The sequence below is a fragment of the Micromonospora sp. NPDC049049 genome (genome assembly GCF_040649115.1).
Taxonomy (GTDB): Bacteria; Actinomycetota; Actinomycetes; order Mycobacteriales; family Micromonosporaceae; genus Micromonospora.
In genome coordinates this window covers 1-15,180 of the sequence record NZ_JBEZEX010000013.1, presented here as the reverse complement: position 1 = coordinate 15,180, position 15,180 = coordinate 1, and the positions used below count along the sequence as shown (strand labels likewise).

At 70.7% G+C, this 15,180-nt stretch carries 11 protein-coding genes; all 11 read right to left on the bottom strand.

What is annotated here, in order from left to right; genetic code table 11:
• Nucleotides 1–73: 73 nt before the first annotated feature.
• Entirely contained in the window at nt 74–1,483 is a 1,410-nt protein-coding gene (locus AB0B68_RS15435) for a GH1 family beta-glucosidase (RefSeq protein ID WP_357194329.1), read from the bottom strand.
• The gene (yicI, locus tag AB0B68_RS15430; protein WP_357260449.1) at nt 1,480–3,711 is read right to left on the bottom strand and encodes an alpha-xylosidase; all 2,232 of its coding nucleotides are present in this window, start codon (nt 3,709–3,711) and stop codon (nt 1,480–1,482) included. The genes AB0B68_RS15435 and yicI overlap by 4 nt, the downstream gene beginning before the upstream one ends.
• Nucleotides 3,708–4,595, bottom strand: a complete 888-nt coding sequence (locus AB0B68_RS15425; RefSeq protein WP_357194323.1) for a carbohydrate ABC transporter permease — start codon at nt 4,593–4,595, stop codon at nt 3,708–3,710. The genes yicI and AB0B68_RS15425 overlap by 4 nt, the downstream gene beginning before the upstream one ends.
• Before the next feature lies 1 nt (nt 4,596).
• A complete protein-coding gene (locus tag AB0B68_RS15420) occupies nt 4,597–5,565 on the bottom strand; it encodes a sugar ABC transporter permease (protein ID WP_357260446.1) in 969 nt (322 codons plus the stop codon).
• 69 nt (nt 5,566–5,634) lie between these two features.
• The gene (locus AB0B68_RS15415) at nt 5,635–6,939 is read right to left on the bottom strand and encodes an extracellular solute-binding protein (RefSeq protein WP_357207150.1); all 1,305 of its coding nucleotides are present in this window, start codon (nt 6,937–6,939) and stop codon (nt 5,635–5,637) included.
• 76 nt (nt 6,940–7,015) lie between these two features.
• On the bottom strand, nt 7,016–8,047 hold the full coding sequence (locus AB0B68_RS15410) for a LacI family DNA-binding transcriptional regulator (protein WP_357207158.1): 1,032 nt from the start codon (nt 8,045–8,047) through the stop codon (nt 7,016–7,018).
• 670 nt (nt 8,048–8,717) lie between these two features.
• Nucleotides 8,718–9,611: an amidohydrolase family protein gene (locus tag AB0B68_RS15405; RefSeq protein WP_357260621.1), complete on the bottom strand. Its 894-nt coding sequence runs from the start codon at nt 9,609–9,611 to the stop codon at nt 8,718–8,720.
• A gap of 41 nt (nt 9,612–9,652) precedes the next feature.
• Entirely contained in the window at nt 9,653–10,462 is an 810-nt protein-coding gene (locus AB0B68_RS15400) for a metal-dependent hydrolase (protein WP_238672615.1), read from the bottom strand.
• Nucleotides 10,463–10,565: 103 nt separating this feature from the next.
• The gene (locus tag AB0B68_RS15395; RefSeq protein WP_357260443.1) at nt 10,566–12,191 is read right to left on the bottom strand and encodes a serine/threonine-protein kinase; all 1,626 of its coding nucleotides are present in this window, start codon (nt 12,189–12,191) and stop codon (nt 10,566–10,568) included.
• A 119-nt stretch (nt 12,192–12,310) separates the two neighbouring features.
• A complete protein-coding gene (locus AB0B68_RS15390; protein WP_357260440.1) occupies nt 12,311–14,047 on the bottom strand; it encodes a protein kinase in 1,737 nt (578 codons plus the stop codon).
• An 83-nt stretch (nt 14,048–14,130) separates the two neighbouring features.
• Nucleotides 14,131–15,180, bottom strand: a 1,050-nt coding sequence (locus tag AB0B68_RS15385; protein ID WP_357260437.1) for a glycosyltransferase family 4 protein, incomplete at its 5' end; no start/stop codon positions are given.

Here is a 15,180-nt window from a genome sequence, read left to right as displayed (position 1 = left end):
CAGAAAGTGCAAGATCGACGGGGACGGGACGGGGACGGGACGGGACGGAGACGGGGGCGTGGGTGGGGTGGGGTTACTCCGCGATCTGGTCCAGCTCGCCGGTGGCGGCGAGACGCTGGTACCAGTGGGCGCTGTCCTTCCAGGTGCGTACCTGGGTGTCGTAGTCGACCCGGATGATGCCGAAGCGACGGTCGTAGCCGTAGCCCCACTCGAAGTTGTCCAGCAACGACCAGACGAAGTAGCCGCGCACATCCGCGCCCTGCGCGCGGGCGTCGGCCATCGCGCCGATGTGCCGACGCAGGTAGTCGATCCGCCGGTCGTCGTGGATCCGGCCGTCGGCCGACACCACATCGTCGAAAGCCGCGCCGTTCTCGGTGATCATCATGGGCTGGTGGGGGTACTCGCGCTGGAGGCGCAGCAGCAGCTCGGTCAGCGCCGGCGGGTCGATGTTCCAACCCATCGCCGTGTACGGGCCGGGCTGCGGCAGGAAGTCGACGTTCTCCGCGGCGACCCACGGCGTCGAGGTCGACGCGCCGTGCCCGTCAGCGTCGGAGCGGGCCGACACCCCGTCCCACGCCCGGACCAGGGTGCTGGAGTAGTAGTTGACCCCGAGCACGTCCAGCGGCACCGCGATCAGCTTCTCGTCGCCCTCGCGCACGAACGACCAGTCGGTGACGGAAGCGGTGTCGGCCAGCAGGTCGGCCGGGTACTCCCCGTCCAGCATCGGGCCGAGGAACGCCCGGTTCGCCAACGCGTCGATCCGCCGGACCGCGTCCTGGTCGGCGGCCGAGTCCGACGCACCCCGGATGACGTGCAGGTTCAGGGTCACCGACAGCTCGGCGGAGGGGGCCAGCTCGCGGACCACCCGACCGGCCAGGCCGTGCGCGAGGTTGAGGTGGTGCACCGCGGCCAGCGCCGCCGCCGGCTCGGTCCGACCCGGCGCGTGTACGCCGGAGGCGTAGCCCAGGTACGCGGAGCACCACGGCTCGTTGAGCGTCGTCCAGGTGTGCACCCGGTCGCCCAGCGCACCGACGATGCCCGCCGCGTACTCCTGGAAGCGCAACGCGGTCTCCCGCGCCGCCCACCCACCGGCGTCCTCCAACTCCTGCGGCAGGTCCCAGTGGTACATGGTGGCGACCGGGCGGACGCCCCGCTCCAGCAGCCCGTCCACCAGCCGCGAGTAGAAGTCGATGCCGGCCTGGTTGAACCGGCCCGAGCCGCCCGGCTGCACCCGGGGCCAGGAGATGGAGAACCGGTACGCCCCGAGCCCCAGGTCGGCGATGTGCCCGAGGTCGTCGGCCCACCGGTGGTAGTGGTCGGCGGCCACGTCACCGGTGTCACCGTTGAGGGTTCGACCCGGTGTGTGGCTGTAGGTGTCCCAGATGGACGGTCCGCGCCCGTCCTCGGTCGCCGCGCCCTCGATCTGGTACGCGGCCGTCGCCGAGCCCCAGACGAAGCTCTCCGGGAAGTGGTGTTGCGTCATCGTTCCGTCCCCTGGATCTCGCAGATATAGCCCGTCGAGGTGCCGGCCACCAGTTCGGCGCTGACCGTCCCACCCTCGTAGCGCACGTCGAACTCGGCGCCCGGCCCGTTGCCGGGTGACGGTACCCGTACCCGGGTCCGCTGCCCCTCGGCCGGTGCGTACACCCGCAGCCGCACATCGTCGGCCCACTCGTAGTCCGGTCGGTCGGTGCGCGAGCCGAACGGGATGACCGCGCCCGGTCGGGCCAGCACCGGCAGGCTGTCGAAGCAGTGCTTCTCGGTCAGCCAGGCCGGGCCGGTGACCTGCGCGCCGGTGACCAGGTGCGTCCAGGTGCCGGCGGGTACGTAGTACGTGACGTCGCCGTCGGCGCTGAGCACCGGGGCGACCAGCACGTCCGGGCCGAGCATGTACTGCCGGTCCAGGTGTGTCGTCGCCGGGTCGTCCGGGAACTCCAGGAACATCGGGCGCATCACCGGCGTCCCGTCGCGGTGCGCCTCCTGGGCGGCGGCTGCCAGGTACGGCATCAGGCCGAGCTTGAGGTGGGTGAAGTGCCGCAGCACGTCCACGGACTCCTCGTCGTACGCCCACGGCACCCGGTACGAGCCGGACCCGTGCAGCCGGGAATGAGAGGAGAGCAGCCCGAAGGCGACCCACCGCTTGAACACCGCCGGGTCGGGAGTGCCCTCGAAGCCGCCGATGTCGTGGCTCCAGTAGCCGAAGCCGGAGGCCGCCAGGGACAACCCGCCGCGCAGCGACTCGGCCATCGCGCCGAACGTCGACTCGCAGTCGCCACCCCAGTGCACGGGGAACTGCTGCCCGCCGGCGGTGGCCGAGCGGGCGAACAGCACCGCCTCGCCCTCGCCGCGCTCGGTCTCCAGCAGCTCGAAGACGGCCTTGTTGTAGAGGTACGAGTAGTAGTTGTGCATACGCTGCGGGTCCGAGCCGTCGTGCCACACCACGTCGGTCGGGATGCGCTCACCGAAGTCGGTCTTGAAGCAGTCGACGCCCATGTCCAGCAGGGCCTTGAGTTTGCCGGTGAACCAGCGGACCGCGTCCGGGTTGGTGAAGTCGACGAGCGCCATGCCGGCCTGCCACTTGTCCCACTGCCAGACCGAACCGTCCGGGTTACGGACCAGGTAACCGGCCTCGCGGCCCTCCTCGAAGAGGTAGGAGCGCTGCGCGATGTACGGGTTGATCCAGACGCACACCTTCAGGTCGCGCTCGTGCAGCCGGCGCAGCATCCCCTCCGGGTCGGGGAAGGTCGCCGGGTCCCAGATGAAGTCGACCCAGTGGAACTGACGCATCCAGAAACAGTCGAAGTGGAACACCGACAGCGGCAGCCCCCGCTCGGCCATCCCGTCGACGAACTCGGTCACCGTCTTCTCGTCGTACGAGGTGGTGAACGAGGTCGACAACCAGAGGCCGTACGACCAGGCGGGGATCCGGGCCGGACGGCCGGTGAGGGCGGTGTAGCGGCGCAGCACGTCCTTCGGGTGGGGTCCGTCGATGACGTAGTAGGTGAGCGACTGGCCCTCGACGCTGAACTGGGTCTGAGCCACGACCTCGGAGCCGACCTCGAACGACACGTGCTCCGGGTGGTCGACGAAGACCCCGTAGCCGGCGCTGCTCAGGTAGAACGGCACGTTCTTGTACGCCTGCTCGCTGGCGGTGCCTCCGTCGGCGTTCCAGATGTCGACGGTCTGCCCGTTCTTCACGAACGGGCCGAAGCGCTCGCCCAACCCGTACACCGTCTCGCCGACACCGAGGGCGAGCCGTTCGTGTACGTGCCGGCGGCCCTCGGCGTCGGTGACGACGCCGATGCTGCGTGCGGTGGACGCGGTGACCAGCCGGTCGCCGTGCAGGAAGTCGACCCGCCACCCGTCGATGAGCGCGACCCGCGCGGTCAGTTCGCCGGAGGTCAGTGTCGCGCTGAGCCCGGTGACGTCGACGGTGACCGGGTGCGTGTCGTCGGTGCTCAGCCCGAAGTGCGGCTCGCGGGGCAACCCTCCGGTGTGGTGGGCGATGGTCACGCCGATGACACCGGGGGCGGGGGAGAAGAACCGGACGGTGACCAGGGGGCGGTTGAGGGTGTCGCCGCGGCCGGTGATCTGACCGGTCGGTGCGAAGACGGTGAAGCCGCGCTCGTCCGGCTCGACCGACTCCACGATGCCGGGGCGCAGGACGCTGACGCCGGGGCGCAGCTGCCAGTACCCGTCGGTGAACTTCACTTCTCGGCTCCTGCCGTGATGCCGCGCGCCAGAGTGCGCTGGAAGATGAGGAAGAAGAGGATGGCCGGCACCAGGCTGATCAGCGCGCCGGCGTTGGTGGTCGGAGCGTCCATCAGCCGGTCGCCCTGCAACGACGCGAGCGCGACCGGAATGGTCTGCGTCTGGTTGTCGATCAGCATGACCAGCGGGATGAGGAACTCGTTCCACGTCCAGATGAAGAAGAAGATGAGCAGCACCGCGAGGGTGGGCCGCAGGTTGGGGAAGACCACCCGCCACAGCACCGTCCACTTGCCGGCGCCGTCCAGCGCGGCGGCCTCCAGCAGCGAGCGCGGGAACGTGCCCATCACCGAGGCGAGCAGGTACGTGCCGAACGCGCTCTGGATCACGGTGAAGATGATGATCACCGAGAGCTGGGTGTTGTAGAGGCCGACCTGCTTCGCCGCGTAGTACAGCGGGTAGATCAGCGCCTCCTGCGGCAGCATGTTGGCCAGCAGGAAGAGACCCACGATCCACAGCCGGCCCCGGACCCGGCCGATGCCCAGCGCGTACGCGTTGAGCAGTGACACGGCGACGCCGAGCACTGCCACCGAGCCGGCGATGACCGCCGAGTTCCAGAACTTCAGCGGGAAGTTGACAGCGGTCCAGTACGTGCGCAGACCCTTGGTGTAGAACTCCGTCGGCCAGCTCAGCGGGCCGCCCGACGAGTAGTCGCCGGGCGACTTGAACGCGTTGAGCAGCATGAACGCGAACGGCACCAGCATTACGAGCGCGCCGAGGGTGACCAGGGCGAGCACCACCCAGCGGCTGACGCCACGGTGGTGTCGATCGCGTACGGGCCGGGCCGGCGTCACCGCCGCCGGGCTCGGTGTGAGCGTGACGGCCATGTCAGAACCCCCGGTCCCGGCGCTCGCTGCGGGCCTGCATCCAGATGAAGACCCCGGCCACCACCACGATGATCAGTGTCAGCACCGTGGAGATCGCGGAGCCGTAGCCAACCTGCAGCTTCTTGAAGAACGTGTAATAGGCGAAGTAGCTCGGCACGTTCGTCGCGTTGTCCGGACCACCCCGGGTCAGCGCGAAGATCGGCCCGAACACCTTCAACGCGGCGATGGTGCAGGTGAGGGCCACCACGAAGGTCTCCGGCCGGATCTGCGGAAGGGTGATCGCCCGGAACCGGTGCAGCCAGTTCGCGCCGTCGACCTCGGCCGCCTCGTACAGCTCGGGGTCGACCCGCTGCAACGCCGCCATGAAGACGACCACCGGGTAGCCGATCTGCACCCAGATCATCACGGCCATCACGGCCGGCAGGGCGGTGCCCGGGTCCCCGAGCCAGTCATGGCGTAACGCGCCGAGACCGACCACGTCGAGAAGGCTGTTGAACGCGCCGTCGGGGCGCAGGATCCAGCCCCAGACGATGCCGGCCACCACGACGGGCAGCACCTGCGGGAGGTAGAACGCGGCCCGTAGCGCGGCGGCGGTGCGGGGCTTGAACCGGCGGCCGACGACGTCGAAGAGCACCGCGGCGAGCAGCAGCCCCAGCACCGTGGGCACCACCACCATCGCGACGAGCATCCAGACGGTGTTGCGGAACGACGCCCAGAACACGTCGTCCTGGAGCAACTGCCGGTAGTTGTCCAGGCCGACCCACCGGGGGTCGCCGATGCCGGACCACTTGGTCAACGAGAGGTAGAGGGTGCCGACCAGCGGCGCGCCGATGACCAGGAGAAAGAGCACCGCTCCGGGGAGCAGGTAGAGCCAGTACGCCGCGTTGCGGCCGCGGCGTCTGCGGCTGGGCGCGGGCGGGGTGGGGGTCGCGGCCGGCGGTGTGGCGGCGACCGTCTCGGAGACTGCCATGGAAGATCCTTCCCGGCGGGGCGGGCGGGCGCGCACCGGTCGTGCCGGTCGCGCCCGCCGCTCGCCGTGTCACTTGCCGGTGATCTCCTTGACGCCATCGGCGTACGGCTTGGCGATCGTGTCGAGAACCTGGTCGGGCGACTTCGAGCCGTTGATCAGACCCTGGAAGCCGGAGACCAGCACGTCGTAGTAGCCGGGGACCGGCCAGTCCGGGTAGAAGGCGAGCCCGTCGGACTTGCTGACCGTGTTGAAGTCCTCGATCAGCTTGCGGTCCTTCGGGTCGCTGATCTTCGACGCGTCAGCGGCGACTGGAACACCACCGTTGTTGCCGATCAGGTCCTGGATCTCCGGACGCAGGGTGATGTCGATGAAGTCGTACGCCAGGCTCTTGGCCTTGCTGTTCTCCGGGACGACCCAGAGGTTGCCGGAGGAGCCGGCCTGCAGGGTGTTGCCGGGGAAGAGGAAGGTGTCCCAGTTGGCCTTCATCTCGGTCTTGAACCGGCCGTACCACCAGCTACCCGAGACGATCATCGGAACCTTGCCGCCGATGAAGGCGGTGCCCATGTCCTCGGCCTTGAGGCTTGCCGAGTTCTTCGCGACGTAGCCCTTCTGCACCCACTGGGCGAAGGTTTCCGCGCCGTACTTGAGCGGGTCGGCCTTGAAGTCGACCGGGTTCTTGTAGAGCTGGTAGTTGTCGACGAACTGCCGGTCGCCCTTGGAGAGGGCGAGCTGGTAGAAGAGCTGCCCGGCCGGGTACTCGGCACCCGCCATGCCCAGCGGAGTGATGCCCTTGCCGACGAAGGTGTCCATCGCGGCGGTCATTTCCGCCATCGAGGTCGGGACCTTGACGCCGTTGCTCTGGAACAGGTCCTTGTTGTAGTAGACGGTGACGTACTCGCCGTAGTTCGGCACACCGAACCACTTGCCGGAGCCCATCACGCCCTTGTCGCTGTACCGGGCGGTGGTCTGCAGGCTGGGGCTGAGCTTGCCGGCCCAGCCGCGCTTGTCGGCCTCGCTGCTCAGGTCGGCCAGCAGGCCCTGGGAGGAGAGCAGCCCGGCGGTCGCGTTGCCCTTGTTGTACTCCATGATGTCCGGGCCCTCGGACGAGTTAATGATCATGCCGGCGTTCTGCTGGATCTGCTCGAACGCCTTGCGCTCGAAGCGCACCTCCACGCCCGGGTGCTCGGACTTGAAGATCTCGATCGCCCGGTCCCAGCCGACCCCCATGGCGCTGTTCTCGCTCTCGTAGTGCCAGAGCTTGAGGGTCTTGGCGTCACTGTCGTCCCCGCTGTCACCACCGCCGCACGCGGCGACGGTGGTCGTCGCCATCGCCGCCAGGGCGATCGCGGCGACGAGCCGGTGGAATCGCTGCATTAGCATCCTCCTCGTTGAGTATCTAGCCGGTACTTCACGGGGCCCGTCGTCGCGTTGCAGCGCGGCGGCGGGCCATTTACTGATCGGCCCCCATCAGCTGGTGGCTTCGGGGCACGGCGGTCGACCCACGGACCTCCAACGCGCACGGCAGCAGTTGCTGGTGACGAAGGTCAGCGGGGCCATCCAGCTGGCGCGTCAGCGCCTCGATCGCGATCCGGCCGAGCGCCGAACCGGGTGACGTCATCGCGGTCAGCGCCGGGGTGGCCAGCTCGGCGACCTGCGGCGAGGTGACCATCGAGACGACGGAGACGTCGTCGGGCACTGACAACCCGCGGCCGGTCAGCTCACCGAGAATGCCGAAGATCGCCGTCTCGTTCATCGCCAACACCGCCGTCAGCTCCGGGGCCTGCGCGAACGCGGCGGCCAGCGCGGCCCGCCCGCCGGCGGCGCTGTCCTCGGCCGCGATCATCACCGGCTCCAGGCCGTGCCCGGTCATCGCCGCGGTGAAGGCGTCACGGGTACGCAACGCCGGCCCGTAACCGCTGGCCAACGTCGCGGCCGAGTGGTTGACGTAGACGATGCGCCGATGCCCGAGGCCGACCAGGTGCGCGACAGCCTCCCGAACGGTCTGGTCGAAGTCGATGTCGACGTAGGAGAGCGTGCTGGTGTCGCCCGTGCGGCCGATGAGCACCAGCGGCACCCCCGCCTCCTGGAGCACAGTGACCCGCTCGTCAGCCAGCTGGACCTCCATCAGCACGACCCCGTCGAGCATCCGCTGACTGGCTAGCCGACGCAGGTCGTCGAGGTTGCCCCCACCGACCGGCGAGAGCACCAGGTGGTAGCCGGCGACGCTGGCCGCGGCGGCTGCACCGGTGACGAACGCGGTCTCGGTGGCGCCGAGGCCACGCTCGTCCATCGGCATCAGCAGGCCGAGGATCCGGCTGCGGCGACTGGCCAGCCCACGGGCCATCGCGTTGGGCTGGTAGTCGAGCTGCGCCATCGCGGCGAGCACCTTGTTACGGGTGGCCTGCGAGATCGGCCGGGTGCCGGTGAGCACGTACGAGACGGTGCTGACCGAGACCTGTGCGAGGCGGGCGACGTCGTGCATGGTGGCCACCGCGCACCTCCTCCGGCCTGGGGTGGGACCGCTCCCGAACTTCGTCGAAGCGTTTCGACGAAGCGGTTCGACAGGACGCTAGGCCACCTGTTACGGCGACGTCAATAGCCGATGTCGAAAAGAATTCAGGGGCGCGCGGAGCCCCGCGCCCGTCCCTCCCGAGCGCGCCCTGCGCGCGGCCAGGCTGGAAGGGTGCCGGGCCCTCGCCCAGTCCACGCCGCGCCACGCGCTACTCCTGGTCGGTCCGCGCCGCGCCGTGCCCGGTCGGTCAGTCGCAGAGGACGGTCACGGTCGAGATCCGCGCAACATCGGGGATGTTGCTGCCTCCCATTCGCCGGAGGCGGCAACTTCCGGGTAGTTGCGCGGATCTTGGCTGCGGGTCAAGCGAGTGAGCGGGCCGGGCGGCGGCAAGATCGTGCTCGATCCTGGATGTAGTCCCTTGGATTGTCGTGGAGGCCACTACATCAAGGATCGAGCACGATCTTGGGTGCGGGGTGCGGGGTGCGGGGTGCGGGGTGCGGGGTGCGGGGTGCGGGGTGCGGGGTGCGGGGTGCGGTGGGGGGCGTGCGGGGCGGCACGGTGGGGTGAGCGCGCGGGGCGCGGCCCGGTGGGGCGAGGGCGAAGGCGTGGGCGCGGGCCTGTGGGGCGCGGCGGGCGAGGGTCAGGGCAGGTTGAACAGGGTGGCGGCGCTGTTCCAGCAGACGGCGCGTAGCCAGTCGTCGCCCAGGTCCAGTCGGGCGAGCCCGGTCACCTGGTCGGCATACGGGTACGGGATGTTCGGAAAGTCGCTACCCAGCAGCACCTTGCCGGCCAGCCCCAACTCGCGTAACCGGGGCAACTCCTCGGCGGGGTAGGGAACGAACTGGTCGAAGTAGGGCGTGAACACCATTGTAGTGTCCAGTTGGACCCGCTCGTACGTCTCGGCGAGGTCCAGGAAGGCCTGGTAGTCCGGAGCTCCCATGTGCGCCACCACGGCGGTCAGTCGAGGGTGGCGGGCGAGTAGGGCGGCGAACGGTTCCGGGCCGGTGTGGGAGGTCCCCACCGGTGCGTGCCCGGCGTGCACCACCACCGGCACACCCGCGTCGGACAGCATCCCCCACACCGGGTCCAGCGCCGGATCGGTCGGCGCGAAGCCGCCGACCTGTAGGTGCAGCTTGAACACCTGGGCGCCTTCGGCGAGGGCTGCCTCGACGTACCCGGGGGCGTCCGGCTCAGGGTAGAACGTGGCTGAGGCCAGGCATCCGGGGGTGTCGCGGGCGAAGTCCAGCGTCCAGCGGTTGAGTTCCGCCGCCATGCCCGGTCGGTGTGCGTACGCCAGGGCGCTGAACGCCCGCACCCCGAGCCGGTGCAGGTGCGCGACCCGTTCGGCGTCGCTCCAGCGGTAGAGGATGGGCCATTCGGTGCCGACCAGAGGCCCGGCGGCGTCGAAGTAGGCCCACACCCGACGCAGCAGGCGTGGTGGCAGGAAGTGCACGTGCACGTCGGCGAGGCCGGGCAGCCCAAGGGCACGGCAGAACTCCGGTACGCGGTCGTCCGCGTCGGGTGGGACCGGCAGATGGTCGCCGGCCGTGCCAGCCGGCACCGGCGCCGCATCCGTCATATGTCGATGTCGAATCGGCTCAGCACCGAGGGCGCGATCAGGCCGACGGTGGCGAGCGCGGAGACGACGGTCAGTGCGATGCGCATTCCGACCACTTCGGCCTTGCTGCCGACGCGCAGGGCGATGCTGTTCGGCAGGCCGATCATCATCCACATGCGGCGCTTGATGGGGATCGGCCAGAGGATCGGCACGCCGGCCCTGGTGATCATGTCGCCGAGGATGTGCACGAAGCAGCCCACGCCGAGCGCGGTGCCGATCAATGGATAGCCGCGTCCGCCCGGCAGGTTGGCGAAGGTGAACCAGGCGGCCCCGGCCGACGCGAGAGTGATGATCACCCAGCCGGCCCGTTCGGCCCACTCGTCGAACAGCCCGCGCAGCGCCAGGCCGAACATGAAGAACAGGATGGTGATGACAGCCCACTTGCCGTACGCGGCGCAGAGGGCGGTGGTGCCCCAGCCGACCAGCACGGTGAACGGCAGCGTGTGGGTGAGCGTCCGGTGCCCGTTGTTGCGGCGTGGGTCCTTGCTGAGCTTCGTGGCGTAGTAGACCCCGAGGGAGATCTTCTCCATCACCTCGGCGGCGAAGAGCGAGAAGACTCCGAAGGTACGGGCCACGGTGGCCCCACCCTGGTTCTTGGTCACCTTGCCCGACATGTCGAGGTCGGGAAAGAGCGCGCCGCCGGCGCACACCGCGGTGCCCACCGCCAACGCGAGCGGCGACTGGTGGTAGTCGGCGAACTGCTCCAGTGCCCAGGAGCCAGCCAGCCACACCGCCGCGCCGGACAGCGCGTGTTGCGGTCCCATCATCTCGGCTCACCCTCCCCAGGGATCTTGAGCGCCCAAAACTACGCCACTGTAGTAAGCGTCGGCGTCGCAGGGGCATCACCCAGAAGGTCCACATCGGACCGCGCTACAAGGTGGGGGTGAAGCTCTGCCGGATCATCGGCAAGTATGCCGCGTTGACCTGCCAGTCGAACTCTTCTGTCAACCACGAGACGGTGTAGGAGCGGTCGGCCGAGGTGTTGGCGAGCAAGCGGAAGCTGTGCACCGCAACGCCGAGGGCGTTCTGCCAGCCGCACTCCCACACCGCGCCGCCCTCGAAGATGTCCATCGCGGAGATGTCCACCTTGCGATAGTCCGGCAAGGCCGCGTTGGCGGTCAGCCGATCCTCCTCGGCCTCCCAGTGGGCCACCGGATCGGGGCGGGCCGGCCCCGCCTCGACGCTGAGCACCCGGGTCCCGCCGGATCTCCGGAAGCAGGTCACCGAGCCCTCGGTCCAGCGCGCCCACCCCACCGGCGCGGCGATCCGGAACCCGCTCGGGTCGTCGTACCAGGTCCAGCCCTCGCGTAGCCCGTACTTCACGCCGGGTGGCGGTGACACCGCCACCACCGGGGTCGCCGACGGTGGCGGGGGAGACGTGCAGGCGAACGCGGCCGGCCGGGAGGTCGGCGCGCCACCGCCCGAGCCGGACGGGGGGGTCTGGTCGTCGTGCCGGTTGACCAGCGCGAGCGTGACGCCTCCCGCGACGAGCACAGCGGCAGCAGCACCACCCAGGGCGATCAGGCGCCGTCGTCGGCCGGGTCGGCGCCGCGGGCTCGGGGTCGGTGTGGCCGGCTCGCCCGACGGGGCGACCGGTTCGACCGGTTGGGTCGTCCTGGTCCGTCCGGCGTCACGGACCGCCGCGACCGCCGTGGAGCGGGTCGACGCGGCGGGCTCGTCGTGGCTCGCCTCGGCGGTGCGCAGCAGCGCCTCCGCCTCGGCGGCGGTCAACCGCCGCCAGGGGTCGCGCTGCAACAGGCCGATGAGGACGGGACGCAACGGGCCGGCCCGACGCATCGGGTCCGGTGGTTCGGTGGCCAGCGCGCTGAGCGTCGCCATCGCGCTCGACCGTGCGTACGGTGACTGCCCTTCGACAGTGGCGTAGAGCGTCGCGCCCAGCGACCACAGGTCGGTGCGCGCGTCGGACACCCCTTCGCGGGCCCGTTCGGGGGCGACGAACTGCGGCGAGCCGAGCACGGTGCCGGGCCCGGTCATCACACCCTCGCCGCCGTCGAAGGTGGCCAGCCCGAAGTCGGTGAGCACCACCCGCCCGTCGTCGGCGACCAGCACGTTGTGCGGCTTGACATCGCGGTGCAGCACCCCGGCGGCGTGGGCGGCGCGTAACGCGGCGAGCACCGCCAGCCCGATCCGGGCGGTGCGCTGCGGACTCAGCGGCCCCTCGGCGCTGATGATCTGCTGCACCGATCGCGACGGCACGTACTCCATCACGATCCAGGGGCTCTCCCGGTCGTGCACCACGTCGTAGAGGCGGACCACATTGGGATGGTTGAGGCGAGCGGCGGTGCGTGCCTCTCGCAGGGTCCGTAGCCGCAACTCCTCGCGTTCGGTCTCGGCCAGCCAGGACGGCGGCACGACCTCCTTAACTGCTACGTCGCGATGCAACATCTCGTCGCGAGCAAGCCACACCCGGCCCATTCCGCCGGTGCCGACCAGGTCGAGCAGCCGGTACCGACCCGCGATCAGCAACTGATGCACGGTCGCTCCCCCTCGGTCACCCCGGGATCCACGATAGCCACCAATGGCGGCTAATTCATCCACTGAGCGGCCTCGATCCACGACGGACGGTGGTCTCGATCATGGCCATACGGTGCAGGTCAGCGGGGTGGTCGGAAACTCTCTCGCACCTTTTTCCAGTCGGCTGCGGCCCCGGCCCAGTCCTCGTCGTGGGTGATCCAGGCCAGCGTCCAGCGGCCGGCAGCGACAGTTTGTTGCCGAGCGTGCAGCCACAGGGCGCCGTAGGGGGCCTGCCACCGGAGTTCCCACTCCGCCCCGCCGTCGCTGGCGGCGAGCCGGATCTCGTCGTACCCCGGCAACGCCCCGGCCCCGGCGGCAGCGTCCCGGGCCGCGCGGAGCCGGACCAGAGGGTCGGCGCTGTTGCCGGGTGCGACGCTGAAGGCCCGGCCGGTCGCCGGGTCCTGGAAGCAGGCCACCCCGTCGTCGCGGGAGTAGTACCAGCTGGCCGGCACGGAGACCCGGAAGCCTGTGGTGTCGGCGTGCCAGACCCAGCCCGGCGGTGGCCGGAACTGTTCGCCGGAGGCCGGGTCGCCGGCCAGCACCGGCGTGCCGGCGACATGCGGGCGGACACACGCGAACGGCGGCGGGGGGACGTCCCGTCCGTTGGGCGGCGGCCCAGGCCGGTCGGGGCCCGGTCCGCCCGGTCCGCCTGGTCCGTCCGGCCTGTTGTCGGCTGGACGGTTCGGTGGCTGCGGGGAGGACGAGGCGACCGTGTCACCGGGCTTGTCGTCGGCGAAGGTCAGCGCGGTACCGACACCGGCCGCGACGGCCACCAGCAGCGCCACACCGATCAGTGCCAGCCGGCGGGTGGCCGGTCCCCGGGCCGCCCGGTCCGCGCCCGGCGCGGGGGAGGCCCCTCCGGTTGCGGTCGGGGCGGGGTTCGGCTCGTCGGACGGATCGGGCAACGGGATGGTGGGGTCCTGGTCGCCGTCGACGGCGGCGGGGTGGGCGATCAGCCCGGGCACCGGCCGGTCACCAGAGGGCCGGTCGGTCGCCGGCGGCAGGTCGGCGCGGCCAGTCGCGGCCATCGTGAGCAACCGACGGGCCGCGTCGTGGTCGAGGCGCTCGCGCGGGTCGCGGCGCAGCAACCCCTCCAGCACCGGCGCGAGCGCCCCGGCGTGGGGGGCGGGGTCGGGCGGGCCGGCGGCCAGCGCGCTCAGGGTGGCCATCGCGGTGCTGCGGGCGTACGGGGACTTGCCCTCCACGGCGGCGTGCAGGGTCGCCCCGAGCGACCACAGATCGGCGGCCACCGTGGACACCCCCTCGGCGGCCCGCTCGGGGGCCACGTACTGCGGGGAGCCGAAGACCATGCCGGGGCGGGTCATCGCGCCGTCGCCACCGTCGAAGGTGGCCAGCCCGAAGTCGGTGAGCATCACCCGCCCGTCGTGCGCCACGAGCACGTTCTGCGGTTTGATGTCGCGGTGCAGCACTCCGACGGTGTGTGCGGCCTGGAGCGCGTCGAGCACGGCCAGCCCGATCCGGGCTGCGCGGGCCGGCTCGAGCGGCCCCTCGGCGTCGACGACGTCCTGAAGGGTGCGGGACGGGACGTACTCCATGATGATCCACGGGCTGCCGTCGACCGCGACGACGTCGTAGAGCCGGACCACTGCGGGGTGGTTGAGTCGGGCCGCGGCGCGCGCCTCCCGCATGGTGCGTGAGCGCACCTCGTCCCGTTCATGATCGGCCAACCAACTCGGTGGGACGATCTCCTTGACCGCCACCTCGCGGTGCAGCATCTCGTCGCGGGCACGCCACACCCGACCCATGCCCCCGCGACCCACCAGGTCGAGCAGCCGGTACCGACCAGCGATCAGCACCTGTGCACGCTCCTCCTCAGCCGCTGTCCGGGCTACACCCTAACCAGCGGATCGGAAGTCACCTATCGGTCGACCGACTTGGCTCAGCAGGCGGCGTGGTCGGCGGCAGCGAGCAGGTTCCCTTCCGGGATGGCGATGCGGGTCCGTCCGGCACTCAGTCGGGCGGCGGCGCGGCGGGCCTGCACGGGGCCGTGTTCGCGGCGGGCGGTGGCGTAGCTGGCGGCGGTGCGGGCCGCGATGGTGGCCCAGCCGTACCGCTCGCCGACCATCGTGCGGGCCCGGCGGGCCAGCCGCCGGGCGAAGACCTCGTCGCCGAGCAGTTGGCCGACCGCGCCGGCGAGCGCGTCCGGGTCGCTGTGCGGGAACGTCACCCCGGTCACGCCGGGTTCGACGATCTCGGCGAGGCCGCCGGTACGGGCCACGGCGAGGGGCGCTCCGGCGGCCGCCGCTTCCAGCGCCACCATGCCGAACGGCTCATAGAGGCTGGGGACCACCGTCGCGTCGGTGGCGCCGAGCATCGCCGGTAGTTGGGTGGAGTCGAGGAACCCGGTGAACCGGACCGTCGAGCTGAGCGCCAGTCGCCGGGCCTCCGCCTCCAACTCGGTGCGGTACGGGCCGTCGCCGGCGATCACCACGCGCAGCCCCGGGTGCCGTTCGCGCAGCCGGGGTATGGCGTGCACCAGGTGCTGGACGCCCTTCTCGTAGACCAGCCGGCCGGCGTACCCGACAAGCGGGCCGTCCCCGGCGAACCGTGCCCGGGCCGACGCGACCGCTCGGGGGCGGGCCCGCCAGGCCCGGTCGTCGACCCCGTTGGGCACCACGTCGACCTGGCCGGCAGGTACGTCGAACAGCGCGGTCACCTGGTCGCGCATGTAACCCGAGCAGGTGATCACCCGGATGGAGGAGTTGCTGAGCCAGTGTTCGACCCCGTGGATGGTGCGGTTCATCTCCTCGGGCAGCCAGCCCTGGTGCCGGCCCGCCTCGGTGGCGTGGATGGTGGTGACCAGGGGGAGGTCCAGGTGCTCGGCGAGGGTGACGGCGGTGTGCGCGACGAGCCAGTCGTGGGCGTGGATGACGTCGTAGGCGCCGGCCTGGGTGGCGCGCAGGGCGGTGCGGGTGAGGGTGTGGTTGAA